General features: G+C 65.3%; 25 protein-coding genes and 1 tRNA gene. 15 read left to right on the forward strand and 11 right to left on the reverse strand.

Translation table 11 applies throughout. The annotated features are described in order from the left end of the window. Window positions 1-69: 69 nt before the first annotated feature. On the reverse strand, window positions 70-951 hold the full coding sequence (locus tag BWQ93_RS16780; protein WP_077031498.1) for a hypothetical protein: 882 nt from the start codon (window positions 949-951) through the stop codon (window positions 70-72). A 267-nt stretch (window positions 952-1,218) separates the two neighbouring features. Here BWQ93_RS16780 and BWQ93_RS16785 point away from each other — a divergent pair, with 267 nt between their 5' ends. The 6 genes from BWQ93_RS16785 to BWQ93_RS16810 all read left to right on the forward strand — a co-directional run bounded on the left by BWQ93_RS16785 (window position 1,219) and on the right by BWQ93_RS16810 (window position 6,211). After that, window positions 1,219-1,875, forward strand: a complete 657-nt coding sequence (locus BWQ93_RS16785; protein ID WP_077031499.1) for an energy transducer TonB — start codon at window positions 1,219-1,221, stop codon at window positions 1,873-1,875. Window positions 1,876-1,942: 67 nt separating this feature from the next. Further along, window positions 1,943-2,752, forward strand: coding sequence for a MotA/TolQ/ExbB proton channel family protein (locus BWQ93_RS16790; protein ID WP_198040407.1), 810 nt, complete (start codon window positions 1,943-1,945; stop codon window positions 2,750-2,752). A gap of 94 nt (window positions 2,753-2,846) precedes the next feature. Beyond that, on the forward strand, window positions 2,847-3,368 hold the full coding sequence (locus BWQ93_RS16795) for an ExbD/TolR family protein (protein ID WP_077031500.1): 522 nt from the start codon (window positions 2,847-2,849) through the stop codon (window positions 3,366-3,368). Window positions 3,369-3,400: 32 nt separating this feature from the next. Further along, entirely contained in the window at window positions 3,401-3,826 is a 426-nt protein-coding gene (locus tag BWQ93_RS16800; RefSeq protein WP_058807310.1) for an ExbD/TolR family protein, read from the forward strand. A 420-nt stretch (window positions 3,827-4,246) separates the two neighbouring features. After that, window positions 4,247-5,557 (forward strand): UDP-glucose dehydrogenase family protein, encoded by a 1,311-nt coding sequence (locus BWQ93_RS16805; RefSeq protein ID WP_077031501.1) that lies wholly within the window; start codon window positions 4,247-4,249, stop codon window positions 5,555-5,557. Window positions 5,558-5,635: 78 nt separating this feature from the next. Continuing rightward, the gene (locus BWQ93_RS16810; RefSeq protein WP_156878272.1) at window positions 5,636-6,211 is read left to right on the forward strand and encodes a superoxide dismutase family protein; all 576 of its coding nucleotides are present in this window, start codon (window positions 5,636-5,638) and stop codon (window positions 6,209-6,211) included. Between the two features lie 170 nt (window positions 6,212-6,381). Here BWQ93_RS16810 and BWQ93_RS16815 read toward each other — a convergent pair whose 3' ends face one another. Further along, the gene (locus tag BWQ93_RS16815) at window positions 6,382-7,983 is read right to left on the reverse strand and encodes an MFS transporter (protein ID WP_077031502.1); all 1,602 of its coding nucleotides are present in this window, start codon (window positions 7,981-7,983) and stop codon (window positions 6,382-6,384) included. A gap of 107 nt (window positions 7,984-8,090) precedes the next feature. Here BWQ93_RS16815 and BWQ93_RS16820 point away from each other — a divergent pair, with 107 nt between their 5' ends. Next, window positions 8,091-8,576, forward strand: coding sequence for a low molecular weight protein-tyrosine-phosphatase (locus BWQ93_RS16820; RefSeq protein WP_077031503.1), 486 nt, complete (start codon window positions 8,091-8,093; stop codon window positions 8,574-8,576). On the opposite strand, the gene thpR is transcribed toward BWQ93_RS16820, so the two are convergent. Further along, window positions 8,489-9,100, reverse strand: coding sequence for an RNA 2',3'-cyclic phosphodiesterase (gene thpR / locus BWQ93_RS16825; RefSeq protein WP_077031504.1), 612 nt, complete (start codon window positions 9,098-9,100; stop codon window positions 8,489-8,491). The genes BWQ93_RS16820 and thpR overlap by 88 nt on opposite strands. Before the next feature lie 140 nt (window positions 9,101-9,240). Between thpR and BWQ93_RS16830 the strand changes: the two genes are divergently transcribed. Continuing rightward, complete coding sequence (locus tag BWQ93_RS16830; RefSeq protein ID WP_077031505.1) at window positions 9,241-9,969, forward strand: Bax inhibitor-1/YccA family protein; 729 nt, start codon at window positions 9,241-9,243, stop codon at window positions 9,967-9,969. A 79-nt stretch (window positions 9,970-10,048) separates the two neighbouring features. Beyond that, complete coding sequence (locus BWQ93_RS16835) at window positions 10,049-10,945, forward strand: DUF2785 domain-containing protein (protein WP_077031506.1); 897 nt, start codon at window positions 10,049-10,051, stop codon at window positions 10,943-10,945. Window positions 10,946-10,954: 9 nt separating this feature from the next. Here BWQ93_RS16835 and BWQ93_RS16840 read toward each other — a convergent pair whose 3' ends face one another. Further along, complete coding sequence (locus BWQ93_RS16840; protein ID WP_077031507.1) at window positions 10,955-11,596, reverse strand: glutathione S-transferase family protein; 642 nt, start codon at window positions 11,594-11,596, stop codon at window positions 10,955-10,957. A 103-nt stretch (window positions 11,597-11,699) separates the two neighbouring features. Here BWQ93_RS16840 and BWQ93_RS16845 point away from each other — a divergent pair, with 103 nt between their 5' ends. Beyond that, window positions 11,700-12,461 (forward strand): competence/damage-inducible protein A, encoded by a 762-nt coding sequence (locus BWQ93_RS16845; protein WP_077031508.1) that lies wholly within the window; start codon window positions 11,700-11,702, stop codon window positions 12,459-12,461. Here the strand turns inward: BWQ93_RS16845 and BWQ93_RS16850 are convergent. Then, on the reverse strand, window positions 12,434-13,684 hold the full coding sequence (locus tag BWQ93_RS16850) for an MFS transporter (protein ID WP_077031509.1): 1,251 nt from the start codon (window positions 13,682-13,684) through the stop codon (window positions 12,434-12,436). The two genes, BWQ93_RS16845 and BWQ93_RS16850, sit on opposite strands and share 28 nt — an antisense overlap. Before the next feature lie 96 nt (window positions 13,685-13,780). Here BWQ93_RS16850 and BWQ93_RS16855 point away from each other — a divergent pair, with 96 nt between their 5' ends. Next, window positions 13,781-14,557 (forward strand): transglutaminase-like domain-containing protein, encoded by a 777-nt coding sequence (locus BWQ93_RS16855; protein ID WP_077031510.1) that lies wholly within the window; start codon window positions 13,781-13,783, stop codon window positions 14,555-14,557. A 98-nt stretch (window positions 14,558-14,655) separates the two neighbouring features. Here BWQ93_RS16855 and BWQ93_RS16860 read toward each other — a convergent pair. The 6 genes from BWQ93_RS16860 to BWQ93_RS16880 all read right to left on the reverse strand — a co-directional run bounded on the left by BWQ93_RS16860 (window position 14,656) and on the right by BWQ93_RS16880 (window position 22,457). After that, window positions 14,656-14,729 (reverse strand) — tRNA-Gly (locus BWQ93_RS16860). 18 nt (window positions 14,730-14,747) lie between these two features. After that, a complete protein-coding gene (locus tag BWQ93_RS16865; protein ID WP_077031511.1) occupies window positions 14,748-15,860 on the reverse strand; it encodes a tyrosine-type recombinase/integrase in 1,113 nt (370 codons plus the stop codon). Beyond that, window positions 15,860-15,997 carry a hypothetical protein gene (locus BWQ93_RS20930; RefSeq protein ID WP_156878273.1) on the reverse strand — a complete coding sequence of 46 codons (138 nt, stop codon included), beginning with the start codon at window positions 15,995-15,997 and terminating at the stop codon, window positions 15,860-15,862. Before BWQ93_RS20930 ends, BWQ93_RS16865 begins: the two co-directional genes overlap by 1 nt. 202 nt (window positions 15,998-16,199) lie before the next feature. Beyond that, window positions 16,200-17,411 (reverse strand): tetratricopeptide repeat protein, encoded by a 1,212-nt coding sequence (locus BWQ93_RS16870; RefSeq protein WP_198040408.1) that lies wholly within the window; start codon window positions 17,409-17,411, stop codon window positions 16,200-16,202. Window positions 17,412-17,663: 252 nt separating this feature from the next. Then, window positions 17,664-18,725 (reverse strand): helix-turn-helix transcriptional regulator, encoded by a 1,062-nt coding sequence (locus tag BWQ93_RS16875; RefSeq protein WP_077031513.1) that lies wholly within the window; start codon window positions 18,723-18,725, stop codon window positions 17,664-17,666. A gap of 81 nt (window positions 18,726-18,806) precedes the next feature. Beyond that, entirely contained in the window at window positions 18,807-22,457 is a 3,651-nt protein-coding gene (locus tag BWQ93_RS16880) for an autotransporter domain-containing protein (RefSeq protein ID WP_077031514.1), read from the reverse strand. A 202-nt stretch (window positions 22,458-22,659) separates the two neighbouring features. On the opposite strand from BWQ93_RS16880, the gene BWQ93_RS16885 reads away from it, so the two are divergent. The 4 genes from BWQ93_RS16885 to BWQ93_RS20940 all read left to right on the forward strand — a co-directional run bounded on the left by BWQ93_RS16885 (window position 22,660) and on the right by BWQ93_RS20940 (window position 25,219). Beyond that, entirely contained in the window at window positions 22,660-22,851 is a 192-nt protein-coding gene (locus tag BWQ93_RS16885) for a hypothetical protein (protein WP_077031515.1), read from the forward strand. A 162-nt stretch (window positions 22,852-23,013) separates the two neighbouring features. Next, a complete protein-coding gene (locus BWQ93_RS16890; RefSeq protein ID WP_077031516.1) occupies window positions 23,014-24,138 on the forward strand; it encodes an RHS repeat protein in 1,125 nt (374 codons plus the stop codon). A gap of 137 nt (window positions 24,139-24,275) precedes the next feature. After that, on the forward strand, window positions 24,276-24,779 hold the full coding sequence (locus BWQ93_RS20935) for a hypothetical protein (RefSeq protein WP_156878274.1): 504 nt from the start codon (window positions 24,276-24,278) through the stop codon (window positions 24,777-24,779). Beyond that, window positions 24,776-25,219 (forward strand): hypothetical protein, encoded by a 444-nt coding sequence (locus tag BWQ93_RS20940; RefSeq protein ID WP_198040409.1) that lies wholly within the window; start codon window positions 24,776-24,778, stop codon window positions 25,217-25,219. The genes BWQ93_RS20935 and BWQ93_RS20940 overlap by 4 nt, the downstream gene beginning before the upstream one ends. The last annotated feature ends 302 nt before the right edge of the window (window positions 25,220-25,521 follow it).

Genomic DNA, 25,521 nt, shown 5'->3' on the forward strand with positions numbered 1-25,521 from the left:
GGCCTGCGCCCTATCGGCTTTTTGCAACGAAACAAGAGCCACGCGCCTTTGCCTGGTCCTAGTTCCGCTTTACCCCACCGGCGGCTTGCGCGTGCGCGTGCAGTCACCGAGTGCGCCGAGCACGATCGCATAGTCCGACGCCGCCTTGCGCTGCTCGGCAGGGCCGCTACCCTTGAGCCTGCTCATCGGCAACTGGCGCGGCAGGCCGCAGGCGAGGCGGTACCAGGCGAGCGTATCGCGCGCGGGCACCGCCGCCGACCCATCGACGATCTCGCCGAACGCCGCGGCCCAGCGGCGCGACCCGTCGGGGCTCGTCAGGATCGTCAGCGACATCGGCTCGCCCGTCGCGGTGTTGAAAAACAGCTGCGTCTCGCCCTCGCCGGGCAGCGAGCCGGGGACGTGGAATCCATTGTCGACCCCGGTGATCGCGGGCGGCGCGCCGGGCTTGACCAGCTCGGTCAGGATCGCGCGCAGCCGCGCCTCGGTCGCGGGATCCCACGGCAGCTGCGCGTCGGGTGCGACGAGCCGCACGCTGCCGGTGCTGCTGCTTCCCGCGGTCGCCCCCGCGACGGGGCGCGCGAAGAGCAGCAGCGGCTGCTTCTTCTTGAGCTTGACCGGCTTGCCGTTCGCCGCATTGGGCAGGTCGACCAGATAGGCGATGCGCGCCGCGAGCGGCCCGTTGCCGCGAATCAGGCTGATCACGTCGGCCTCGACATAGAATCGGCTGTGCCCCGCGGCGACGCCGGGCGCGCGTTCGGGTTTGAGCACGGTGGCCGAGGCGACGCGCGCGTGGATCGCCATCGGCGCGGCGGTGGCCAGGTCGGCGACGTCGGCATAGCTGTAGGGGCTGGCGGGTGCCGCTGCCATCGGCGCCTGCATCGCCGAAACGGCGGGGATTCCAGCACTTAAGCCGACCAGCGCGGCAAGGGTCACGGGGAGGAGGATACGCATGGCTGGTCCTTTTTCTTTTGTCTCTGACACCGGTTGCATCGGCGGCGTGCCATCATGGCGCGCCCCACATTAACCGCTGATAAAGGGTTTGCGAACTCGCCGCCACCGCGATAGGACGTGCGACGAAGCGGCCGGTAAGAACAGAACAGCCGGTCGCTAGCCCGCCGGGTCTGCGGAACGCATCGGAAAACATCCGGGCATTTGGCAACTTCCCCCCGACGGTATGGATTGGTGTCAGGATGATCTAGCAAGGAGCGTCGTCCCTGAATGGCTTATGGTGATAATGTCGACCCTAAAAACAGGGTAGTGGCAATCGTCTTGGTCGGTCTGTTCACCGCTGTTCTGGGCTATGGCCTGGTCAACGGCTTGAACATCAGCATCGTCAAGAAGATTGCCGAGAAATTGGACGTGGTGGACGTCGAAGAGCCGCCGCCGCCCGAGGAGCCGCCGCCGCCGCCGCCGCCGGACAATGTTCTGCCGCCGCCGCCGCCGGTCGTGACTCCCCCGTCGCCGATTCCGCCGCCGGTGAGCACGAACACCGTGCAGTCGGTGCCGACTCCGCCGCGGCTTCCGCCGCCGCCGGTCTACACGCCGCCCGCTCCGCCGGCGCCGCCGCCGGCTCCGGATCTCAGCGCCGCCGGTACGCCGCGCGGCAACCCCGGCCGCTGGGCGACCAACGACGACTATCCGGCGCGTGCCATGCGCGAAGAGCGCGAGGGGACGACCGGATTCCGCGTCACCTACAGCGCCGATGGCCGGATCACGTCGTGCGACGTGACCGCTTCGAGCGGCCATGCCGACCTCGATGCCGAGACCTGCAAGCTCATCACGCGCCGCGGCCGGTTCAATCCGGGCAAGGACCGTGCGGGCAACCCGACGGGTGGCACCTACAGCAATCGTATCCGGTGGCAGATTCCGCGCTGATCGGCGCCGGTATCCGCCTCCATATCCACGTTTCTCGATTTTCGGACTTTGAGAGGGAATATCCTATATGTTTAATCTGATCGCAAATGCAGCTGCTGCCGCTCCCGCGGCGGCCCACGAAGCCGGCCTCAGCCTGATGCCCGCCTCGATGTGCGTGAAGGAAGAGGGTCAGAGCCCCTATGGTCTCGTTCCCGCGCTCTGCGAAGGCGGCGTCGTCTCGCAGCTGACCTTCCTCATCCTGCTGATCATGTTCGTCGGCACGCTCTACATCCTGTTCACCAAGCTGTTCGAACAGAATAAGGTGATGAACCAGGGCAAGGCCGTCGACGCCAATTTCTGGCGCGCGCCGACGCTGGCCGAAGGGGCTGCCAAGCTCGAAAAGAACAGCGCCTATCGCCAGGTCGTCGAAGACGGTCTGCGCGCCAACGAAGAGCATAACAAGCTGACCGACCCCGTTGAAGCGCATGACTGGATGCACGGCACGCTCGAGCGTTCGCAGAACCACATCAACTCGAAGCTCAACGGCGGCCTCGCCTTCCTCGCGACCGTGGGTTCGACCGCGCCGTTCGTCGGCCTGTTCGGTACCGTTATCGGTATTCTCCGCGCGCTGGTGAAGATCGGTGCGTCGGGCCAGGCCTCGATCGACACCGTCGCCGGTCCGGTCGGTGAAGCGCTCATCATGACCGCCATCGGTCTGATCGTCGCGGTTCCCGCGGTGCTCGCGTTCAACTGGCTGCAGAGCCGCAACAAGGCGATCGCCCGCCGTCTGTCGACCTTCTCGAACGACGTTCTGGGTTCGATCATGTCGGGTGGCCAGGTGAAGCCGGTCGTCCCCGCCGGCAAGGCTGCGGCCCCGGCTGCCGCGCCCAAGAAGTAAGATCGGCCATCCGGCGCCCGTCGCCGCCGCCTCCGCGCGGCGCTTCGGGGGCCGGATCGTCCCATGAAACAATTTGTGACAGGATGCTGATCCTATGTCGATGAGTGTAGGCGAAAGCGGTGGCGAAGACGCCCCGATGTCCGAAATCAACACGACGCCGCTCGTGGACATCATGCTTGTGTTGCTCATCATCTTCCTCATCACGGTTCCCGTGGTGTTGGAGACGGTGAACCTCAAGCTGCCCGATGTGGCGTTCGAAGTGACGACGACGAAGCCCGAAAACGTGTTGCTCTCGGTCCGCTCGGCGGACACCGACGGCGACGGCGAGCCCAATCCTGAAAGCACCGCCTGCGAAGTCTATTGGGGCCAGACCCCAGTCGATTCGAAGGTGCTGCTGGAACGTGGGCAAAAGAAGCTCGAAGATCTGATCGCCGACATCGGCGGGGTCGAGAACATCACCGAGGAAAATTTCCCCGAAGTGCACATCCGCGGCGACGTCAACACGCCGTACCAGTGCATCGGCGGGGTGATCTACACGATGCAGTTCGCCGGCTTCCAGAAGATCGGGTTCATTTCCGAACCGGCGCCCGGCTCGGGCACGATGGGCCGCCTCTAAGGCGCTCCGGCTAGTTATAAAGGAATAATCCTATGTCCATGGCCGTTGGCGATCGGGACGAAAATGAACCGATGATGGATATGAACACGACGCCGCTGATCGACGTCATGCTCGTGCTCCTCATCATGTTCATCATCACCATCCCGGTCCAGACCCACGCGGTGAAGATCGACCTGCCGGTGCCGACCGATGCCGAAAGCAATGTCGATCCGGAAAAGAACAAGGTGATGATCGACCCCGCGGGGACGATCACCTGGAACGGCACGCCGGTCGACCTGGCGCAGCTCGAAAATTACCTGCTCCAGACCAAGGCGCTGCCGGTCGAACCCGAACTTCAGGTTCAGCCCGACCCCTATGCGCGTTACATCGTGGTCGACCGCGTGATGGCGGTGATCAAGCGCAGCGGCGTCGGCAAGCTCGGCTTTGTCGGCAACGAACAATATGCGCGCGTCTTCTGATCGCTGATCGGACCGCGTGAAAAGGTAGGGGCCGCGAAGCAATTCGCGGCCCTTTTCCTTTGGCGGGTGGCGGGGTCGATGGCGGGTTTCGGGCGGTAGCGGACATTCCCCGCCCCTGCTCTGAAGAGGAGGGGTTTGAGGTGTCAAATCCACCCCAAAAGCGCCGCCGTCTTCAAAAAAGGCTTTTCCACATTATCCGGCTGTGCAAGCGCCGATTCCGGCTCGTCACTCGATCGACAGAAGCGGTCGCCTAGGTTCTGATGCGGGGCGCACAGGGCTGAACTTTCCTGAACTTTGGACAGAGCAAGCGTTCGCTCCCCACCCTAACACCGCCATCGCGGCCGCGCCCCCACATGACCGCTTTTCCTTTCGCGCCATTCCCCCTAAAGACGCGCCGCCTCCAGCAATAAAGGGTGAGCCATGAAAATCGCCATGATCGGAACGGGCTATGTCGGCCTCGTCTCGGGTGCCTGTTTCTCCGATTTCGGTCATGACGTCGTGTGCGTCGACAAGGATGCGGCAAAGATCGACGCGCTCCACGCCGGCCGCATGCCCATCTACGAGCCCGGGCTCGACGCGCTTGTCGCCGCCAATGTCGCCGCGGGCCGCCTCGCCTTCACCACCGAACTTGCCCCCGCGGTCGCCGGCGCCGATGCGGTGTTCATCGCGGTCGGCACCCCGTCGCGCCGCGGCGACGGGCACGCCGATCTCTCCTATGTCTTCGGCGCCGCCGAGGAGCTCGCCGCCACCCTCGGCCACGACTGCGTGATCGTCACCAAATCGACCGTGCCCGTCGGCACCGGCGACGAAGTCGAGCGCATCCTGCGCGAAGGATCGCCCGGCCGCAGCCACAGCGTCGCCTCGAATCCCGAATTTCTGCGCGAAGGCGCGGCGATCGGCGATTTCAAGCGCCCCGACCGCATCGTCATCGGCGCCGAGGATGTCCGCGGCGAGGCGGTGCTGCGCGAAGTCTATCGCCCGCTCTTCCTCAACGAAGCGCCGATCCTGATCACCCGCCGCCGCACAGCGGAAATGATCAAATATGCCGCCAACGCCTTTCTCGCGACCAAGATCACCTTCATCAACGAGATCGCCGACCTTTGCGAAGCCGTCGGTGCCGAGGTGCAGGACGTCGCGCGCGGCATCGGGCTCGACAACCGCATCGGCGCCAAATTCCTCCACGCGGGCCCCGGCTACGGCGGCAGCTGCTTCCCCAAGGACACGCTCGCGCTGCTCAAGACCGCGCAGGACAATGATGTGCCGCTGCGCCTCGTCGAGGCGACGGTGCAGGCGAACGACCTCCGCAAGCGCGCGATGGGGCGCAAGATCGTCACCGCACTCGGCGGCAGTGCGCGCGGCAAGACCGTCGCCTTGCTCGGCCTGACCTTCAAGCCGAACACCGACGACATGCGCGATTCGCCCAGCCTCGCCATCGTCCAGACCCTGCTCGACGCCGGCGCGCGCGTCACGGCTTATGATCCCGAGGGCATGGAGATCGCCGCGCCGATGATGCCCGAGGTCGAGATGAAGGCGAGCGCCTATGCCGCCGCCGACGGCGCCGATGCGGTCGCGATCGTCACCGAATGGGACGCCTTCCGCGCGCTCGACCTCGCGCGGCTCGGCGCGGGCATGACCGAAAAATTGCTGGTGGACCTGCGCAACATCTATCGCCGCGACGAAGTCGTCCGCCACGGCTTCCGTCACATCGCCATTGGCACCAGCGGCGAATAGGGCCATCGTCGCGGCGGACGGAACAAATTCGTAGCTGCGGAATTGCGAGTCCGACGCCTTTTTCCGGGGAGCAAAAGAATGACGATGCGTTCGACCATGATCCGTAACCTCGGCATCGGGGCGCTCGCCCTGTCGGTCGTCGCCCTCGGCGGCTGCAAGACGATGGGCAAGAAAGACGATCCCGGTTCGAACCTGCCCGTCGCCGACGCCAGCGCGCAGCTGTTCGACGCGCGCGGCGCCGACCGCGGCCGCGTCGACGTCTATCGCGATACGGACGGCCTGCGCCTCGAACTCGTCGCGCGCGGTTTTGCCGCCGGCACCTATGGCATGCACGTCCACGCTGTCGGCAAATGCGACGCGCCCAAATATACGACCGCCGGTCCGCATTGGAACCCGACGAACGTCCAGCACGGCCGCGACAATCCGATGGGCGCGCATCATGGCGACATGCCCAATCTGGTGATCGAACCCGACACGATCGGCCGCGCGACGCTGCGTCTCGTCGGCTCGCGCCTGTCGGGCGACGGCGCGCTGCTCGACGCCGACGGTGCGGCTTTCGTCATCCATGCGAAGGCCGACGACTACAAGACCGACCCGAGCGGCAACAGCGGCGACCGCATCGTGTGCGGCGTGATCACGGCGCGGGCGGGGTAAGCGGTCTTCGGGCGGGAGCGGTCAAGCCAACGTATAAATCCCGTTCGTGTCGAGCGAAGTCGAGACACGCGAAGGCACGCGCTTCCTATGGGTGTCTCGACTTCGCTCGACACGAACGGAAGTAGAGGACGGCCTGGAAACCACAGCGGAGCCGCCATAGACCTGGCGCCTCAAACCCCCGCCCGTTCCTCGATCGTCGCCTCGGCCTCCGGCACCGCGCGATAGGCGTAGATCAGCAGCGCCAGCGCGATCGGCGCGACAGCGATCAGCGACAATATGCCGGTGCGCAGGTCGCCCACCGGCTTGCCGTCCACGACCGTGCCCGCCAGGTCCGAAATCTGCCCCACCATATAGGGCCCGAAGGACAGGCCGACGAGCGTCGTGCCGAGGAAGAAGGCGGCGGTCGCGGTGCCGCGCATCCGCGGCAGCACCAGGTCCTGCGTCGTCGCCGCCGCCGCACCGAGCGCCGCCGCGCCGAACATGCCGGCGAGGAAGTTCATCGTGTAGAAGAGCAGCGGGTCGGGGGTCGTATAACCGATCCAGATCGGGACGATCGGCGCGACGACGCCGAAGATGATCATCAGGATGCGCCCCGCGGGATCCTTCGCGCGCAAGGCGTCGGCGATCCGCCCGCCGATGATCACGCCGATAAATCCGCTGATCGCGCCATTGGCGCCCAGCACGAAGGCGAGTTCCTGCTTGGGCAGCCCGAGCACGATCTCGGCATAGGGCGCCGACCAGAAGGCGAGCGCATAGGCGGCGAGGCTGACCAGCCCGTAACCCAGGGTCGTGCAGATGAAGGCGGGGGTACCCCAGATCAGGCGGAACGTTGCTGGGTCGCGCGCGCGGAGCGTGCATGCCCAAGAGAAAACCGCGTAATAGCCGAGCCCGACGGCCGACCATTGCGGCAAATTACCCGTCAGCGCGATCATCCACCAAGCGAAGGCCGCGATCGCGACGGCGAAACCGAGGTTGATCGCGAGCGCGCTCGCCCCGCGCTGGGCCGCGCCGATCAGCGTGAAGGGCGGCACGATCGTCGACAGGTCGCGTGCAAACTCGCGGAAGGGCGCCGCGGAAACTTGGGGTGAACTGGGGCTGGCGACGCCGTCCATCGCGCCTCGTACCGGCTCCTTCAGGGTCGCGACCCACAGCGCGACGAGCAGCCCCGGAATGCCGACCGCGAGGAAAGCCGCCTGCCAGCCGACGAGCCCCATCGGCCCCCCGCCCGGATAGGCCGCGTTCCACGCCTGGACGATCGAGGCGCCGATGAACAGCGAGCCGCCGCCGCCGAGATACAGCCCCGACGAATAGATGGCGAGCGCGGTCGCCTTCTGCCGCTTCGGGAAATAGTCCGAAATCAGCGAGTAAGCCGTGGGGCTCGCGGTCGCTTCGCCGATGCCGACCCCCATGCGCGCCGCGGTTAGCGTGAACTGGTTGCGCGCGAAGCCCGACAGCGCGGTCATCGCCGACCACAAGGCGAGCCCGATCGATAGCAATTTCACCCGGCTCCAATTGTCCGCAAGGCGGCCGAGCGGGATGCCGAAGAGCGCGTAAAAGACCGCAAAGGCCGCGCCGCCCAGGAAGCCCATGTCGCCGTCGGTCAGCTGAAGATGCGCCTTGATGTCGACCGCGAGGATACTGATGATCTGCCGGTCGATGAAATTCAGGATATAGACGACGACCAGGACCGACAGCACATACCAGCTGTAGCCGGTGGCGCGGGGCTCGGGCGCGACCGCGGCCGATGCGCTATCCCTGTCGGTATCGACCATCTGGCAACCCTCTCCCTGACCCTCTATCGTTGGCCGCCATGGCTAGCAGAGCCGGAAAAAGGCGCAAGTTGAAAGTCGGTTCAACTTGGGCCGCGAAGAAGGGCGATATGCACGACGACAGCAATCTTCGGAAACCCGCGATCCTGTTCCTCTGCCTCGGCAACATCTGCCGCTCGCCGCTCGCGGAGGGCGCCGCGCGCGCGGCCTTCGCCGCGGCCGGCATCGACGCGACGCTCGATTCGGCGGGCACCGGCGACTGGCATGTCGGCCATCCGCCCGACCGCCGCGCGATCGCCGAGGCGCGGCGCCGCGGCGTCGACATTTCGGATTTGCGCGCGCGCCAGCTCCGCGCGTCGGACTTCGCCGACTTCGACCTGATTCTCGCCGCCGACGACACCAACCTCCGCGACGCCCGCGCGCTTTGCCCCGCGGGCGCGACGGCCGAGCTCAGGCTGATGCTCGACCTCGTCCCCGGCCGCGCCGGCGAGAGCGTCTCCGATCCCTATTATGGCGACGACGGCGGTTTCGCCGCGACGTGGGACGACGTGTCCGCGGTCGCCGCGGCGCTCGTTGCCGACGCTGCGAGCGGATAACGCGCGACGGGGTGATAACGCGACCCGCCATGCCCCATCTCGCTTTCGTAGAGCGTGACATGGCCGAAGGCGAAGTCGGGGCTCGCGAGATCGCTGTGCAGCGCCAGGAAGGGCGCGACCGGCCCCGAGCCGCGGTTGAGCCGCGCCAGCGTGATATGCGGGACGAACGCACGCGTTTCGGGTTCGACCCCGACACGCGCGAGCAACTGATCGACCTTGCGGTGCAGCGCGGCGAGCGGCGCCTGCGGCTCGACCCCCGCCCACACCATGTGCGGCCGCCCCTGATGCTCGAACAGGCTGACCCCCGCGATGCGCGCGGTCACCGCCGCGGCGTGGAGCGCGCCGAGCGCCGCGGCAACATCCTCGGCGCGGTGGCGGTCGACCTCGCCAATGAAGCGCAGGGTCAGGTGGAGCTGGTCGTCGTCCTGCCAGCGCGCGCCCGAAATGCCATGCATCGCAGCGATCAGCGCAACCCTTACAGAGTGCGGCGGGCGGAGCGCGACGAACAGGCGGTGGGTCGACATGGCGGCCCTAGCATAAGCGGTTCCGGCGCCGCCGAAACCGCAAAGAAGCCTCTTTTCCGGTTTCGCTTGAAAGCAAGGGGAAAAATGCCGATATTGCAGGCTACGGCCGGTATGGGCTGGCCGGTTATGGAGTGAAAACAATGGCTAATTGGAACGACCCCAATATGGCGGCTTCCGGTTTTGGCGCCGGCGCGGACGCGAGGGACCAGGCCGTCGATGCCGGCCTGCGGTCGTACATGCTGTCGGTTTACAATTATATGGCCTCGGGCGTGCTGCTCACCGGCATCGTCGCGCTACTCGCCTTCAACACGGGCGTGACGGCGTCGCTGGTCCAGAGCCCGCTGTGGTTCGTCGTCGCGCTGTCGCCGCTGGCCTTCGTGCTGGTGCTGAGCTTCGGTATCAACAAGCTGTCGACCAGCGCGATGCAGGCGATCTTCTGGACCTTCGCGGTGGTGATGGGCCTGTCGATGTCGACAATCTTCCTGCGCTTCGGCATGGGCTCGATCGCGCAGACCTTCTTCGCGACCGCGGCGGCCTTCGTCGGCCTCAGCCTCTACGGCTATACGACCAAGAAGGATCTGTCGGGTTTCGGCACCTTCCTGATCATGGGCGTCGTCGGCATCATCGTCGCGAGCGTGATCAACATCTTCGTCCAGTCGAGCGCGCTGATGCTGGGCATCAGCATCACCGGCGTGCTGATCTTCGCGGGGCTCACCGCCTATGACACGCAGAAGATCAAGAGCATGTATTTCTATGTTCGCGGGTCGGACATGATGGGCAAGTCGGTGATCATGGGGGCGCTGAACCTCTACCTCGACTTCGTCAACATGTTCACCTTCCTGCTCAACATTCTGGGCAGCCGCGACTGAGCGGACGAATGAACGACTGAACAAGGGAGCCCGGCGGAGCGATTCGCCGGGCTCTTTTTTTGCGCGGAATGGGGCGGGTATGAACGCGATCTGGGGTGCGTATGCCGCCGCGGCGATGGGGCTGGCGACGCCGGCCATGGCCGCCGAAACCGCGCCCTGCGCCATCTCGCGCCCCGCTGACGGCGACCTGAAGGCGCACGCCGCGCGCCTCTTCCCTGCTGCCGACAGCGCCGCGATCGACACGCTGCTCGCCTGCCTCGGCGATCCCGATCCGGCGGTGCGCGACGGCTTCGCCTTCACCCTGTGGAGCGAAGGGCTGCGCGGTGGCCATGTCTCGCCAGCGCTGCTGCGCCACGCCAATATGCGGCTGCAGGCGACGCTCGCCGAACCCGACGACTCGGCCGGTTTCCGAAAGCCCTTCGCCGCACTCGCCTTGTCCGAGGTCGCGCGCGCCGACCGCATCGCGCCCTTCCTGAGCCAGACCGAGTTGCACGCGCTCGCCGCGTCGGGCGCTGCCTATCTGCGCAGAATCAGGGACTATCGCGGCTTCGTGGTGGGCGAAGGCTGGCGCCACGGCGTCGCGCATGGCGCCGACCTGATGCTCCAACTCGCGCTCAATCCGCGCCTGGTGCGCGCCGACGCCGACCTGCTGCTCGGCGCGGTCGCCGCGCAGGTCGCACCGGCGGGGCCGGTCTATTATGTCCATGGCGAGCCGGGGCGGCTGGCGCGGCCGATCCTCTATCTCGCCAAGCGGCCCGACATCGACGATGCCGCCTGGGCGGCGTGGTTCAAGACGCTCCACCCCGATACATCGGCCCGCTGGAAAGATCCCTATGCCGGCGAGGCCGGCCTGGCGGCGGTGCACAACAGCAGCGCCTTTGCGCAGACGATCTACGTCAGCGCGTCCGAATCCGCGGACGAGCAGATCAAGCGCCTCGCCCCGCTCGCGGTCGCGCTGATCAAGGCGCTGCCCTAAGTTCTTAACTTAGGCGGACGCCGTTCCCGCCGCCTGCATCTCGGCGATCAGGCCGTTGTCGATTTCCTTCGCGCGCTTGTACCCCGCGCGTTCGCGCAGGCCCGCGGCATAGGCCTCGAACGCCGGGCGGCTGGGGATCGTCCCGAACTGCAGCCCCCAGTCGATCTGGCTGCCGACATAGACGTCGGCGGCGGTGAATTTGTCGCCCGCGACGAAGCTCTTGCCCGCGACCGCGGTCTCGAGCGCGTCGAGAGCCATCTCGAGCGAGCCGAAGCCCGCCGAGCGCTGCTGGTCGGCGTCGGGCTCGATCCCGAAATGCTTGGCGGTGATCGCCTGCTCGACCGGCCCCGCGGCAAAAAACATCCAGCGATAATAGTCGGCGCGCTCATCGGCCTCAGGCGCCAGCCCCGCCTCGGGAAAGGCGTCGGCCAGATAGGCGCAGATCGCCGCGCATTCGGTGACGGTCTTGCCGTCATGGACCACCGCGGGAACCTTGCCCATCGGGTTGATCGCCAGATAGGCGTCGTCCTTCATCGTCGTGCCATAATCCATGATGTGTGTTTCATAGGGCGCGCCGACCTCTTCGAGCATCCAGCGGACGATCTGGCCGCGCGACATCGGGTTGGTGTAGAAAATCAGCTCATCGGCCATCGGGCGTCTCCCATGATTGCGAATCGATGGATCGAACATAAGAAGAACATTGCGATCGGTCCAGCGGGCTTGTTTTGTCATATGGTCCCGCTAAGGCAAAGCGATGAGAGACGAACGCATCTGGACCGCCGCCGTGCTGGTGATCGGCGACGAGATCCTCTCGGGCCGCACGCAGGACAAGAATGTATCGCAGATCGCGACCTGGCTCGACGTGCAGGGCATTCGCCTGCGCGAAGTGCGCATCGTCCCCGATGTCGAGGACGAGATCGTCGACGCGCTGAACGCGATTCGTGCGCGCTACGACTATGTCTTCACCACTGGCGGCATCGGCCCGACGCACGACGACATCACCGTCGACGCGGTGGCGAAGGCGCTCGGCGTCGGTGTCATCATCCACCCCGATGCGCGCGCGATTCTCGAACGCTATTACACTGGGCGCGGCATCGAGCTGACCGAAGCGCGGCTGCGCATGGCGCGCACCCCCGATGGCGCCGAGCTGATCCCCAACCGCATGTCGGGGGCGCCGGGCATCCGCCTCGGCAATCTTTTCGTCATGGCCGGCGTGCCCCATATCACCGCCGGCATGCTCGACGCGCTGACCGGCGAGTTGGAAGGTGGCGCCCCGCTCGTCGCGCACACCATCGGCGCCTGGGCGCCCGAAAGCGAGGTCGCCGACCTGCTGCGCCAGGGCGAGAAGGACCATCCGGGCGTCGCGATCGGCAGCTATCCCTTTTTCCGCGACGGCAAGGTCGGCGCCAATTTTGTCATCCGTTCGACCTCCGCCGCCGCGGTCACCGCCTGCGTCGCCCAGCTCAACGCAGGCCTCGAAGCCGCGGGCTATGCGGTGACCGACGGCGGCATCTGATCGGTATCGCGGTCGGCGTCGCGCGTGGCGCGCGGCAGGCGGCGCAGCATCGCGATCGCCAGCAGGCCGAAGATCGCCGCAACGATGAAGGCCGCGCCGGGGAAATGCACCGGCGCGCCGTCGGCGGTGAACCAGGCCATGGTTCCGGTCAGCAGGATCGGCGCGGCGAGCTGTCCCAGCCCCATCGCCATCGCTGAAATTCCCTGCACCTCGCCCTGCGTCTCCGGGGTGGCGCGGCGCGACATCATCGCCATCAGCGAGGGCTGGACCGGCGCCTGCAGCGCGACGGGGATCAGCAGCAGGAAGGCGCCCAGCGTCGAGGTGGTGAAGGCATAGCCGACATAGACCGCGACCGCGATCAGGATGCCCAATGTCGCGGCGTCGCGCTCGCCGAAGCGCGCGACCGCGGGGCCGACGACGAAGACCTGCCCCAGCGCGATCGCCACCCCCACCGCGGCCAGGCTGGCGCCGATCATCCCCGGCGACCAGCCGAGCTGCGCGATACAATAGAAGCTCCACGTCATCGGATAGACGAGGCTGGCGATCTGCCACAGCACCAGTACGCTCGCGACCCCGCCCATGCCGGGCAGGCCGCGCATCGTCTGCCACGCGCCCAGCGGATTGGCGCGCCGCCAGTCGAAGGCGCGCGTCCGGTCGGGGTGCAAGGTCTCGGGAAAGACGAAGATCCCGTAGAGCATGTTCGCCGCCGCGAGCAGCGCTGCGGCGACGAAGGGCGCGCGTGGCCCGATCTCGCCCAGGAAACCGCCGATCGCCGGCCCGGCGACGAACCCGACCCCGAAGGCGGCGCCGACGAAGCCGAAATTGCGCGCGCGCTGCTCGGGCTCGGTGATGTCGGCGATCGCCGCCTGTGCTGCGGCATAGCTGCCGCCGAAGGTCCCCGACAGTGCTCGCGCCACGAACAGCCAGGGCAGGGTGTCGACGATGGTCAGCAGCGCATAATCGACCGTCAGCCCGCCGAGCGACAGCAGAAGCACGCGCCGCCGCCCATAATGGTCCGACAGATTGCCGAGTATGGGCGAGGCGAGGAAGGTCGCGACCGCCATCACCAGCCCGATCCCCGCCCCGACCTCGATCGCGTGCGGCAGATCGATGCGCCCGATCTCCATCACCAGCTGCGGCAGCACCGGCATGATGATGCCGAAACCGACCGCATCGACGAAGATCGTCGCGACGATGAAGGGGATGGTACGCGAAGCGGTCACGAAATCGTCCTGTTCTGGCGAGAAAGCGGATGCGGCTTGCGCTGGCGCGCCTCTGCGCCTAGCGGCACCGATCCGTCCCCCATGCGTTGTCGATAGATGAAACTCGAAATCTCCGCCTCCCTAAATTACCGGTTGCCCGAACCGGTCGACCTGATGCTCCAGATCGAGGCTGCCGACGGCCATGGCCAGCGCGTGCTCGATGCGTCGCTCGACCTCGGCCGGCCCGACTTGATGGCGCGCGTGCCGACCGCGAACGGCATTTGCGATCCGATCTGGCTGCGCGAGGAAGGGCATTTGCGCGTCGCCTATCGCGCGCTGGTCGCGATCGACCGCCCCGCCGCCGATCTGGCGGCGCTCGCCGCGGTGCCGCTGCACCGCCTGCCGGCGGAAGCGGTGCCCTATCTCAACGAATCGCGATACTGCCCCTCGAATAAGTTCCACGCCTTCGTCGAGCGCCGCTTCGGCGAGCTTGAAGGCGGCGCGAAGATCGCAGCCATGCGCGACTGGATCGAAAGTCGCTTCACTTATGTCGCGGGGGCGAGCAATGCCGAGACCGGCGCGCTCGACAGCTTCGTCGAGCGGCGCGGGGTGTGCCGCGACTATGCACATGTGATGATCGCGCTCGCGCGCGCCGCGCATATCCCTGCGCGCATGGCCAGCGTCTATGCGCTCGGCGTCGAACCCCAGGATTTCCACGCCGTCGCCGAAGTCTATCTGGCGGGCGACTGGCACCCCGTCGATGCCACCGGCATGGCGACCGCCGACGCGATGGCGCGCATCTGCGTCGGCCGCGACGCTGCCGACATCGCCTTCCTTACCGCCTATCGCGAGATCGAACTGGTCGGGCAGGCGGTGGCGGTGAAGGCGGGGTAGGGTCCGGCGAGGCAAAGCCACGCCGTCAGTCCCTGCTGCGCAGGGCTGGCCGAACTTTCACCGATCGCAATTTAACGCGGCTAAATCGCTGCAAAAGTTGGAGCGGGTGAAGGGAATCGAACCCTCGTCGTAAGCTTGGGAAGCTTCTGCTCTACCATTGAGCTACACCCGCATTTCAACGACTTAGCGGTCATTGAGCGTCTTGTTTTGCTTTTTGTTTTGCTCCGACGCGCGCCGCCAATGCCATGAGAGATCGCGACTCGTCAACATAGACCTTGCGAATGCCCCGCACGCGGTCGCGCGACCAAGCCATAATGTCGGCCGCTTCCTCGTCGGTCAGCTCGCACTCGATAAGCAGCATCGTGCAAAACGTGCCGCGCACGTCGTGAAGATGCTTTGACTTCGCGACACCATCCTCATCGACGTGCACGATGCCAGCCAGATCGCGGATGCCGTTGAAGGACCCGCCGAAGCCGCTCTCGGTCCAGGGGCGCCCGTAACTGTTTACGAGAACCGTGTTCACACCCTCAACGCGGTGCCGCCCTCGGAGTTCTTCCAAGAGTGCGGCGAGTTGTGAGGTCATGGGTATGATCGCCCGGCGCCGCTTTCCGCGGCTTGCTTTGAGCGCGACCTTATTGATCGCATCGGCGGAGACATGGTCGAAGGTAAGCGTGACGAGATCGGCGAGGCGAAGGCCGGTCATGGAAGCCAAACGGAGGCCATCGCCGATCCAAGGTTTGCCTTCCACCGAAGCCGTCACAAGAAATCGGTCAATGTCTTCCGGCAGCCAGATAATCTCCTGGCGGTTTCCACCCCGATAGAGCTGGGGAATGTCGGCGGCGACGTTGATCGCGATGTCATGACCGCAGAGGTTTGCCCACCTCAGCAGCGTAGCGAGCACGCGCACGCCAATATCCGCTGTACGGGGCATGTCCTTGCGCGCGTTTCGCCACTGGATCACTTTCGCCTTCATGCGAGGATCGTTCCACACGCCGACGGGGACGTTGCCCCATTTTTCCTCGATTCGATCGACATGGGTGCGCCAGGTCTTCTTGGTGTTGTCGGCAAGCCGCTCCCATTCGGGGCTTTTCAGCCACGGCCGGGTTACTGACATGAACTTTCCTGACGCCGACGGAGCGTCTTTAGCGACAAGGGCGTCGGACAATTTGCGCGAGGCCGTTGCGTCCAAAGATAGTCGGCGCGGACCAACATGCTTCATGATGCAAGGACCGCCCTTGTAGGCGTAGACGTACCACGTCGTGGGTTTGCCTCGGCGCGCGCTCTTGATGAATTGGACTGCCATCAGAGGATGGCCTCCAGTCGGTCGAAATCCGTCAACATCTGGGGTTGTGCGCGCTCTTCCGTGATGTGGATCGTTCCATCGGGCGACACGGCATAGCGACAGACGTCGAGGCCGCACTCGCGACCGGCCTCGATCATCTGACGGATTTTTGCTTTGGTTGCCTAAAAGCTGCCGTGCGATGCCGCGGGAACCAAGCTTCTGCACGGCACCGGAAGCCGGCGGTGCCAGTGTATCGGCCCTGCGCGGAAGCGGTCGCTCTTTCGAAAGCGGCCTGCCCTGGTCAGCGCCGAATGGAAAGCGTACCGTGCGGCGGCGAAGCCCACCGATCCCCGATGGCGATCAGCTGCCGGTCAGCCGGTTCAACGCGGCTTGGATATGGGTTTCGTCTGGCCACCGGTTTCGTATCCGTCGGACCAGACCGGCGTCGCCCCACCGTTCATGGCGCGCCTCGGCCTCGCCCAGGATCGTAAGCAGGCTCCTCTCGTCGTGCGTCGACGATGCGACAAAGGCGGCCCAGGCGGCGGTGCGATGTTCGCCGCTGGCCCGGTCGGCGCGCGCAAATTGCAGCAGCATCTCTCCTGTCCGACCCAGTCCATCCGTCGAGGCCCTCGCCAGCGCGTCGGTGCGCTTCAACAGCGTGTCGCTTTGCCGAAGCGCGGCCACGCGGGCCTGGCCCTGAATATAGCCGGCATAGTCGCCCTCGGCGAGGCGGATGATGGCGAGGCAGTCGTGGATGACGGCAAAATCGGGATGGCGCTGCGCCAAATCGTTGAACGCGGCGACGGCGTCATCGTCTTGCCCGGCCGACCATAGGGCCCAGGCGAGATCGGTCTGTATTGGCACCGATCCCGGCTGCATCGTACGCGCCTGGCGCAGGTGGCGCAGCGCGTCGGCGCTGTCGCCATGATCGGCGAGGATGTTGCCGTACCAGAAATGGCCGGTCGCGTCGGCGGGCGCCAGTGCGATCGCCCGGTCGAAATAGGCGCGCGCCGTCGCGAAATCCTGTTCCCACCAATAAGCGATGAAACCGTTGACGCGGTGGGCAGAGGCGAGCGACGGCGCCAGGCGCAGCGCATCGCGGGCGGCGGCGCGGGCTTCCGGAAAGGCCTGGCGGTCGTCGCGCGTCCCGAATTCGCGGGACAGGACCAGCGCTTCCGCGAGCGCGGCATAACCGGGGCCATATCCGGGATCTCGCCGCGTCACATCCCGGAGCACGGCGATCGCCCCTTCGATCGATGCGGCATCGCGATCGGCCAGCAAGTCGCGGCCCTTCAGAAAGCGGTCGGCGGTGAGGGGATCCCGGGGCAGGACCAGCATCGCCGGACTTGAGGAAGCCGCGGGGGCGATCCAGGGGAGCGCGGCCCATCCCGCGCCGCCGACCGCGAAGGCGATCAGCGTGGCCGTCGCGACGACCCGCCGGCGGCGGGGCAGGACCATCTCCCGCGGTGTCCCGGACATATCGACGTCGCGGTGGCCGCTTTCGGCCCAGCGATCAAGTTCGTGACGCAAGGCGTAGACGGTGGCATTTTTGCCGCCGGGGATGCGATGCACCGGCAGTTCGCGTTCGCGCGCCCAGCGGATCGCGGTCGTCCGGTCGCGTCCGAAATGCGCGCCGATCGATTTCCAGCCGTCGATCCGGTCGGGCAAGGCCTTGCTGCCCGCCGTCATCGGCAGGTTCCGCCATATCGGAGCGTCCCGAACGAAATCATGAAGTGCCCGATCCTTTCCTGCGCTGGCGGACGCCAAGGATCGGACGGCGCTATCATGCACGGCCGGAACCGGCATCCATCATCTGTTTAGACGTCAGCCCGCCGCGACGATGAAGCGGTGCGCGAACAGACAGAGGTCGGGAAAGCCGGATGTGCCGGTCTTGGCATAGATTTTGTGGAGATGGCTGCGGGCGGTGGCGCGCGCAATGCCGAGCCGCTCGGCGGTTCCGATCATCTCGCCATGGGCAAGCACATCTTCGAGGATCCTGGCCTCGCCCGCCGTCAGCCCGTGCGCCTCTGCCATCGCGCCATAGGCAAAGCCCCAGCGCCGATCGACCTCGGTCACGCTGACCGCATGCGCCGCGCCGCCGCCTTCGCTGACGTCGCCATAGCGGTTGCGCGACAGCGCGCGCGGGGCGAGCAGCAGTCGCAGCTTGCGCGAACCGAAGCGGAACTCGCGCAGGACCGGCGTCCCGACTTCGGCGGCGCGGGCCAGCGCGCGGGCGAACGCCGATCGGCGTGCCGCATCGATCGACGCAAACCCGGTCATCCGTTCGATTTCCGGTCCCAGGTCGAGGATCTGTCCCGCGTCGCCGAGCAGGACGAGGCCATCTCTCGCGCCCTGCGCCGCTTCGCGATAGGCAGCCATCAGATCGGCCTGGCGTATTCGATGGCTCGACAGGATCACCGCGCGGCGCAGATGGGGGACCAGCACGCGCATCGCCGCAAGATCGTCTTCCGAAAAGGGCGCCACGTCGCCTGTGCGCAGGATCGCGATCGTCGCGAACATGTCGTCGCGTTTGATGAGGTTGACCGCGAGATTGTCGACGATCCGCTGCGGCGCGATATATTCGCGGTAGAAACGGCTTTCGCGCACTTCGGGCCGTTGCAGCAGCGGATAGACGGGCCGCGGTTCGCCCTCGGGCGTCTCCATCAATGCCGGACGCAGGATATCGAGCGGCGCATAGGTTTCGACATAGCTTCGAAGATAGGCGGGATCGTTGCCATATTCGGCCTGGAAACCCGCGCCGCTCGCGCCGCCCATCCAGGCGAGGAAACCCGCTTGCGCGCCGAAATGATCGCCGATCCGCCGCAGCAGATCGGGAAACATCCGCTCGTCGGCGGCGGCGTCATAGATGGATTCGACAGGAAACACGGTAGCTTGGCTATGGCGCGTCGCGGGCAGCCGCGCAAACGCAAACCCGGCCCCCGCCGCCAGACGGGGGCCGGGCGCGAGTCAGAAGGCGATCCGCAACCCAGCCTTGACGCTGTGATCCTGCCCTGCCGACCCGATCACACCGTCATAGCTGACGGTGATCTGCGCCGCCCCGCTCAGCCGCAGCCGCGCGTCGATCGTCGCGACGCCGGCATCGCGCGAGCGCCGCGTCCCGATCACGGCAAAGCCCGGACCGGTCGTGAAGCGCATCGCGGTGGCGGGCGTCAGGTCGCCGAACCCATGCTGCCACCCTGCCATGCCGCCGACCGAGAAACGGCCGTCCGTGCTGGTCGAGAAGCGGGCGCCAAGCGTCGAGAGGGTCGCGTTCTCGCGCGCTTTGGCGCCCGCAACCGCCGCGCTGCCGCCGGTTTCGGCGAAAGCGTCGGTATCGGCGCGCACGGCGACGATCTGGGCAAAGGGTTCGACATGGCCGGTGCCGAGCGGCAGGCGGTAGCCGAGGTCGGCAAAGCCATGGATGACCGAGCCGTCATAGTCGGCGACAAGGCGCTGGCCGATGCCGGGAAAGGCGACTGCCCGGTCGGTGTCGATGCTGGCCGACGCATAGCCGCCGCCGACCTTGAGCGATGCGCCGCCGACCTGCACGCCCGCATAGCCCAGCACATGCCAGCTTTTGAGCTTGGCGCTGCTGCTGCGCGCGCGGGCATCGACGTCGGTTTCGAGATAGGAGCCGGCGATACCGATCGTCGCGCGGTCGCCGACCGCAAAGTCGGCACCCAGCACCCCGCCGATCGTCTTGCGATCCAGGTCGCCGGTGCCGTTCGCGCCGTCGCTATCGCCCCAATTGCCGAACAGTTGTCCCCAGACCGCGCTCCCGGTGCGTTCGTCGAGCCGCTCGAGCACCGCGTTGCGCGGCAGACGGCTCTCCTCGATCATCGCGGTGCGGACGCTCGGGTGGATTTCGCCCGACAGGCCGTCGAACGCCGCTTGCGCCGCCGCATCGCTGGGCAACAACAAGGTCGCTGCGGCCAGCGGGTCGCTCGCCGCCTGCCCGTCGAGCGCGGTGCCGACGGCAATCTGGTTCGGCGTCATCCCCGCCGACGCGAACGCGCGCAGCTTCGCCAGTTCGACGAAGATCGTCGTGTCGGTGCGGCCCTGACGATAGCCGAGGAAGTTCGAGAGCAGCTGGTCGGCGAAGGTGAAGCTGCCGGTCACGCCGCCCGCCGATTCGAGCACGGTGTAACGCGTCCCCAGCACTGCGGGCTGCGGATTGCTGACCTGCAGCCGGGCTCCGGTTTCGATCACCGTGGCGCCGCCCGCGACGAAACGGTCCGACCCGCTGCCGCCCGCATCGACCGCAAGCAGCGATCCCGCGGCGAAGGTCGCATCGCCGCTGGTCTGCACGACATCGCCAAAGCCGCCGTCGGCCATCGTGACGATGCCTTGGTTGGTCAGCGTTTCGAGGCCCGAATAAGTCGTGGTCTCGGCGGTCGCCGCTGCCGCGCCGCCGAACAGGCGCCCACCCGCGACATTGACCAGCACATCGTCGACGCCGCCAAAGACATTGACCCCGCCGATGCTGTTCCAGGTGCCGGCGTTGGTGAAGCGGTGGCTCGCCTCGATATCGGGCACTTCGGCGATGACGAAGGCGGCGCGCGCCGAACGGCCGCGGGTTTCATCGTCGCCGGGATCTTCGGGTTCCGGCTCGGGTTCGGGCGCGACGATTCCGGCGTCGAGCCGGATCGTGCCGAGCAGGGCGCCGTTATTGAGGATATCGACCGGACCGCCCGCTGCCTGGATCGCAAGATCGCCCGACGCGCCGGACCGGTTGCGAATGGTGCCGTCGTTGGTCAGGCGGAACGCCAGACCGCTTTCGGTAACCGCATCGATCGCGGCGATGCCGCCCTCGACCGTGCCGCGCGTGATCAGCGTCGTGCCGAATCCCGCGTCCGCGTTGATCGCCGCGATACCGATGTCGGCGGTGCGCAGCACGTCCACACTTTCGCCGCCGCCATCGCCGCCGCCCGTGCCACCCGTCAGGATCGAAACGCCGAAGTCGCCGCCCGAGGCATTGTTGACGTCCAGCGACAGGCTGCCCGTCGCGCCCGGCGTGGTCGCCGCGCGCACGCCGCTCGCGCCGCCGGTTGCCGTGCCGCGCGAAACAAGATGACCATCGCCCGCGCCGGCGATGTTCAGCGTCACGCCGTTGTGCGCGCCGTTGCTGTTGTCGAGGTCGAGCAGGATCGGCCCCGAACCGCTGGCGAACAGGCCGTCGCGATCGGTACCGGTCAGGGTGCCGGTCGCGTTGATGCTCGTCTGCCCCGTGCCCTCCGCCAGCAGCAGGACGCCGTTTTGTCCGCCGGTCACATCGCCCACTGCTACCATCGTGTCGCCGGTCGTGCCGCTCGCGCGCTCGATGCGGACCCCGTCGCCGCCGGCAACGACCGGTCCGGTCACCGTCAAGTCGATATCGCCATTGCCGGCCGGATTGATGACGACGCCGTCGGTCGCGCCCTCGACCGCGGCAAGCTGGACCGCGATGTCGCCCGCCGCGATGCCCGTCGTGATTTCCACGCCGCGCCCGTCGCGTCCCTTGATCAGACCGGTCGCCGTCAACGACGTCGTGCCGAGCCCCCCGTTGTTGATCAGGATGCCCGCGCGTCCCTCGACCCCGGCCGCCGCCACGACGATGTTGCGCGCCGCGGCGCCGTTAAAGACATTGATCCCGTTGCCGCTTTGCGGACTGGCTTCGGGCATCAGATTGTTGCTGGTCAGTTGCGCGCGCGCGATGATGGCCGTGTCGCCGGTGCCTTCGTTGAGTATGGTGATGCTCGTCGCGCCACTGGTCACCGTTCCGTTCGTGATGACGCTGAGGTCCGTCGCGCTCGCCGCGTTGGTGGCCGTGATGCCCTGCCGGCCCGAGACGTTAACGGTTCCGTTGACGGTGATGCTGGTCGATCCGATGCCGCGATTGGTGCTGTTGATTCCGCCGCCAACGCCGCCGATATTGTTCGCTTCGATGACGATATCGCGTCCGGCGCCCGCGACGCTGTTGAACGCGGAGATGCCAAAGCCGGTCGCGATTGTCGCCGACGCGGTCCCGGTCGAGGTGATACGGATCGATCCATTGCCGCCGCGATTTTCAGTGCCGACACCGACTTCGCCGGACGCGTTGTTCGCAATGATTTCGATATCGTCATTCGCACTGGGACCGATGTTTGCCACCGCGAGTGCCGAAATCCCCCGGACGCCTCCGCTGACGGTGCCGGTCGATTCGATGCGGATACCGCCATTGCCCAGATTGTTGACCAGGAGGCCGCGGTCGCTGCCCGTGATATCGGCGCCGGTACGAATCGACACGCGCCCGGCACTGCCATTGTTGACGACAAGCAATCCGTCGCCGCCGCGCGCAATCAACGACAACGCATTGGCATCGTCATAGCTCACCGCGCCGAAGCCGCGAATGACGAGTGCGCTGCCCGCGCTGTCGATCGAGAAACCCGGCGTGGTCGTGACGACGGCCGCGCCCGCCGTGTTGACCGTCTGGCCGTCGCTGTTTTCGCCCGAACAGATCACCGTCACACCGTCGACCTGGGTGACGCATTCGGCGAGCGCGGGCGATGCGCCGACCATCGCCAGGCCGGCGGTGGCGGACAGGAGAGCGACGCGTGGGCTGCGGCGCGGACGAGCGGAACGGAAATGGATGCTGGTCATCGGAGAGAAACCTCAAGGCCAAAGGACGGGATGACCGGCCGCGGAGCCTGATGGATGGCCCCGCCCGATCTACGCTCCTTGTGCCGGTGCGCCGCGCGTCACACCAAGTTGCAACTTGTTGCATCGGGTGGATAAATGTTGCGCGCCACGGTCAGATGCCGCCGGACGATGATTGTTTGTCTATCGATGTTGACAGGGGCCGATGCTGACCGCCGAAGCGTCGCGCGCGGTATTCGCGCTCTATCTGTTCGCGGGCGCGATGCACTACGGCGGCGATCTGGGGATCAGCCGCGCCATGGCGGCAAGCCTAGCGTTCGCAGCCCCGCTATCGGCGATCGCCATCCTGTGGTGCCGACGCAGCTATGATGCCGCTTTGCTTGTTACCCGGCGATAAGGCCATTTTCTTCCCTGCCGGCCAAATGATGCGGGCGGAGGATGTCGTAGCCGACGCCATCGCGACTATTTGCGGTCGGCGATCCGTCGAAGCGCCAGCCAGAGCATCAGCGATGCCGCCAGCGGCGCCAGAAGCATCAATGCCAAGGCATAGCGGAGTGATTTGGTACCGACCGTCGGGGCGATCGCGGCGGACGAGGTGCGCACTGCCTACACCGCGAACGGTCAGGTCGATTATGTGATCGACGCCGAGAGCAATCGCACGACCTATATTTATGACGGGTTCGACCGGCTGTCGCAGACGCGCTATCCCTCGACCACCAAGGGGGCGAACAGCAGCAATGCGAGCGATTACGAGGGGCTGACCTACGACGCGCGGAGCAGCGTGACGCAGCGCCGGCTGCGCGACGGTACGACGATCGGCTACAGCTACGACGATCTGGGCCAGCTCACGACAAAGGACCTGCCGACCGGCGAAACCGACGTCACCTTTAGCTACGACATGATCGGCCGCGCGACAGGCGCGACGCAGGGCAGTCACAGCCTGAGCTTCGTGCAGGATGCGCTTGGACGACTGACCAGCCAGACGGGGCCGCTGGGCACGAACGGCTATACCTATGATGCGGCGGGGCGACGGCTGACGATGAGCTATCCCGGCGCGACGCTGACGATCAACTACGACTATGACGTTGCGGGCAACGTGCTGACAGTTCGTGAAAACGGCGCCACCTCCGGTGCCGGGCTGTTGGCAACCTATGCGTTCGACGCTGCGGGCCGCCGATCGAGCGTGACGTTCGGCAACGGGAGCGTGCAGAGCTTCACTTACGGCACGACGACCGCCAATCTGAGAGATGGCCGGATCGAGACGATCACCAACAACCTGGGCGGCGCGGCGACGACGCACGATCTGACGCAGACCTTCGATTATAATCCGGCGGGTCAGATCCAGAAGGTCGCGCGCAGCAATGACGCCTACGCTTGGGCTGCGCATTATAATGTCGATCGCAGTTACACGATCGACGGGCTCAACCGGATCATGAACATCGGCTCGACCGCCTTCACCTACGACGGTCGCGGCAATCTGACGAATGACGGGACGAACGCCTTTACCTACACCAGCGAGAATCTGCTCAAGACGGGACCGGGCGGCGCGACGCTGGCCTATGATCCGCTGGGTCGGCTCTTCGAGACGGTGAAGTCGGGGGCGACCACGCGGTTCCTCTACGACGGCGCCGACCGCATCGGCGAATATGACGGCAGCAACGTTATGTCGGTAGCGATCCGGTAAATTTTAGCGATCCGACGGGGCTGGCGTGTCAAGGCGACGGAACTGGGTGTCCGTCGATTGAAGTGAATGGGACGAGGCCGACATGCTCGCTAGGCCTAGGTTGCGAGATTTATTCATCCTCGCCATTTGATTATTCTATGACAATATTTTATGATGAAGTAATGATTGTCGGTGGAAGTCTATCATCCAAGACTTGTAAAATTAATAGCGTCGAGGTCACACAATACGGAGCCGGCATGGTAGCCATAAGTGGAAGTATCTCGTTCCCGGACGGCCGTTCGGACTACCTCGCGGCGATGAATAATGCATGGAGCGGCAACTTTGGACGTTATACTGTATCGACTCAAATGCTCCAAGGCACTGGAGGGCTTACGGCTTACATAAACAAGGCGCCGGGAGAGAGCCCTACGGCAGACATCGGTGGGCCAAATTTGAACCTTAACAGCGCAGTGGGAGCAACGCCGACTCAGATGGCCTACGCGCGCTGGGCAGCCGGGCACGAGCTTGGTCATAGTTTTAAATTGCGGGACCAGTATACGGAAGCTGGACCTAATTCTGGATATGAAAACGAAATTATGGGCGTTGACGGTGGAAAACCAAACGAAACAACCATTGATTCTTTGTTATATAATTGCAAGTGAGGTCATTGAACATGTCTCTAATAATGGCTCTTGTATCTCTTGCAGGGTGTTATTACTCTGTAAATTCTGAAGTTGATTGGAAATCTACAAATAATTTAGTATATCCAATTGCAACGAATTTTCAAGCCAGCATCATGGCTAGGATCCAGGATAATAATTTTGAGCGTATAAATTACCGCTTTGCTAGAAAGATAAGTGAAAATATAGAACTTTCTAAATCTCAATATTATTACATCGCCAAAATTTCATATATAGGGGAGAAAGAATATAAGGAGATTCCGACTGGAATTTCAATGTCCATGGATGTTAGCAACGAAGGTGTGGGATACATAACCACATACAGGCTTACAAAGGGAAGCGACGAGAAATTTATTGCAGCCTTAGTCCAAAGCGATGTTCCGTTGAATAGTATCGTATCTGTGTGTGGAGCCGCCGAATAAATAGCGATATCAAGGATAATTTTTAGGTATAAATTGGGATTACGGTGACAGGTGCATAAACCCCTAAACTCTTCGACCACTGAGGGGGCGTTCTCCGGCAATCGATGAGCCAAGGGCGATTACTCTCGCATGGGTTGCTGGTTAAAGCCTTATGGCGCCAGCAGAGGACGCCCCCCCTTCCTGATGCGCCCGGAATTACGGTGACAGTTTACTTAACCCCTAAATCTTTGCTGCCGATCGAACGCGAGCTTCCGCAATCGGCGTCAAGGGCCAACCGCTTCCCATTGGTCGCAGGATGAAGC

Origin of the sequence: Sphingopyxis sp. QXT-31, assembly GCF_001984035.1 — a bacterium.
GTDB lineage: Bacteria > Pseudomonadota > Alphaproteobacteria > Sphingomonadales > Sphingomonadaceae > Sphingopyxis.

Bases quoted from the DNA above. Each gene is read 5' to 3' on its own strand.
- BWQ93_RS16780 (WP_077031498.1), bottom strand. From the start codon at position 951: ATGCGTATCCTCCTCCCCGTGACCCTTGCCGCGCTGGTCGGCTTAAGT.
- BWQ93_RS16805 (WP_077031501.1), top strand. From the start codon at position 4,247: ATGAAAATCGCCATGATCGGAACGGGCTATGTCGGCCTCGTCTCGGGT.
- BWQ93_RS16855 (WP_077031510.1), top strand. From the start codon at position 13,781: ATGAAACTCGAAATCTCCGCCTCCCTAAATTACCGGTTGCCCGAACCG.
- BWQ93_RS16815 (WP_077031502.1), bottom strand. From the start codon at position 7,983: ATGGTCGATACCGACAGGGATAGCGCATCGGCCGCGGTCGCGCCCGAG.
- BWQ93_RS16820 (WP_077031503.1), top strand. From the start codon at position 8,091: ATGCACGACGACAGCAATCTTCGGAAACCCGCGATCCTGTTCCTCTGC.
- BWQ93_RS20935 (WP_156878274.1), top strand. From the start codon at position 24,276: ATGACAATATTTTATGATGAAGTAATGATTGTCGGTGGAAGTCTATCA.
- BWQ93_RS16845 (WP_077031508.1), top strand. From the start codon at position 11,700: ATGAGAGACGAACGCATCTGGACCGCCGCCGTGCTGGTGATCGGCGAC.
- BWQ93_RS16880 (WP_077031514.1), bottom strand. From the start codon at position 22,457: ATGACCAGCATCCATTTCCGTTCCGCTCGTCCGCGCCGCAGCCCACGC.
- BWQ93_RS16840 (WP_077031507.1), bottom strand. From the start codon at position 11,596: ATGGCCGATGAGCTGATTTTCTACACCAACCCGATGTCGCGCGGCCAG.
- BWQ93_RS16885 (WP_077031515.1), top strand. From the start codon at position 22,660: ATGCTGACCGCCGAAGCGTCGCGCGCGGTATTCGCGCTCTATCTGTTC.
- BWQ93_RS16865 (WP_077031511.1), bottom strand. From the start codon at position 15,860: ATGGCAGTCCAATTCATCAAGAGCGCGCGCCGAGGCAAACCCACGACG.
- BWQ93_RS16790 (WP_198040407.1), top strand. From the start codon at position 1,943: ATGTTTAATCTGATCGCAAATGCAGCTGCTGCCGCTCCCGCGGCGGCC.
- BWQ93_RS16785 (WP_077031499.1), top strand. From the start codon at position 1,219: ATGGCTTATGGTGATAATGTCGACCCTAAAAACAGGGTAGTGGCAATC.
- BWQ93_RS20930 (WP_156878273.1), bottom strand. From the start codon at position 15,997: ATGATCGAGGCCGGTCGCGAGTGCGGCCTCGACGTCTGTCGCTATGCC.
- BWQ93_RS16795 (WP_077031500.1), top strand. From the start codon at position 2,847: ATGTCGATGAGTGTAGGCGAAAGCGGTGGCGAAGACGCCCCGATGTCC.
- thpR (WP_077031504.1), bottom strand. From the start codon at position 9,100: ATGTCGACCCACCGCCTGTTCGTCGCGCTCCGCCCGCCGCACTCTGTA.
- BWQ93_RS16830 (WP_077031505.1), top strand. From the start codon at position 9,241: ATGGCTAATTGGAACGACCCCAATATGGCGGCTTCCGGTTTTGGCGCC.
- BWQ93_RS16800 (WP_058807310.1), top strand. From the start codon at position 3,401: ATGTCCATGGCCGTTGGCGATCGGGACGAAAATGAACCGATGATGGAT.
- BWQ93_RS16810 (WP_156878272.1), top strand. From the start codon at position 5,636: ATGACGATGCGTTCGACCATGATCCGTAACCTCGGCATCGGGGCGCTC.
- BWQ93_RS16835 (WP_077031506.1), top strand. From the start codon at position 10,049: ATGAACGCGATCTGGGGTGCGTATGCCGCCGCGGCGATGGGGCTGGCG.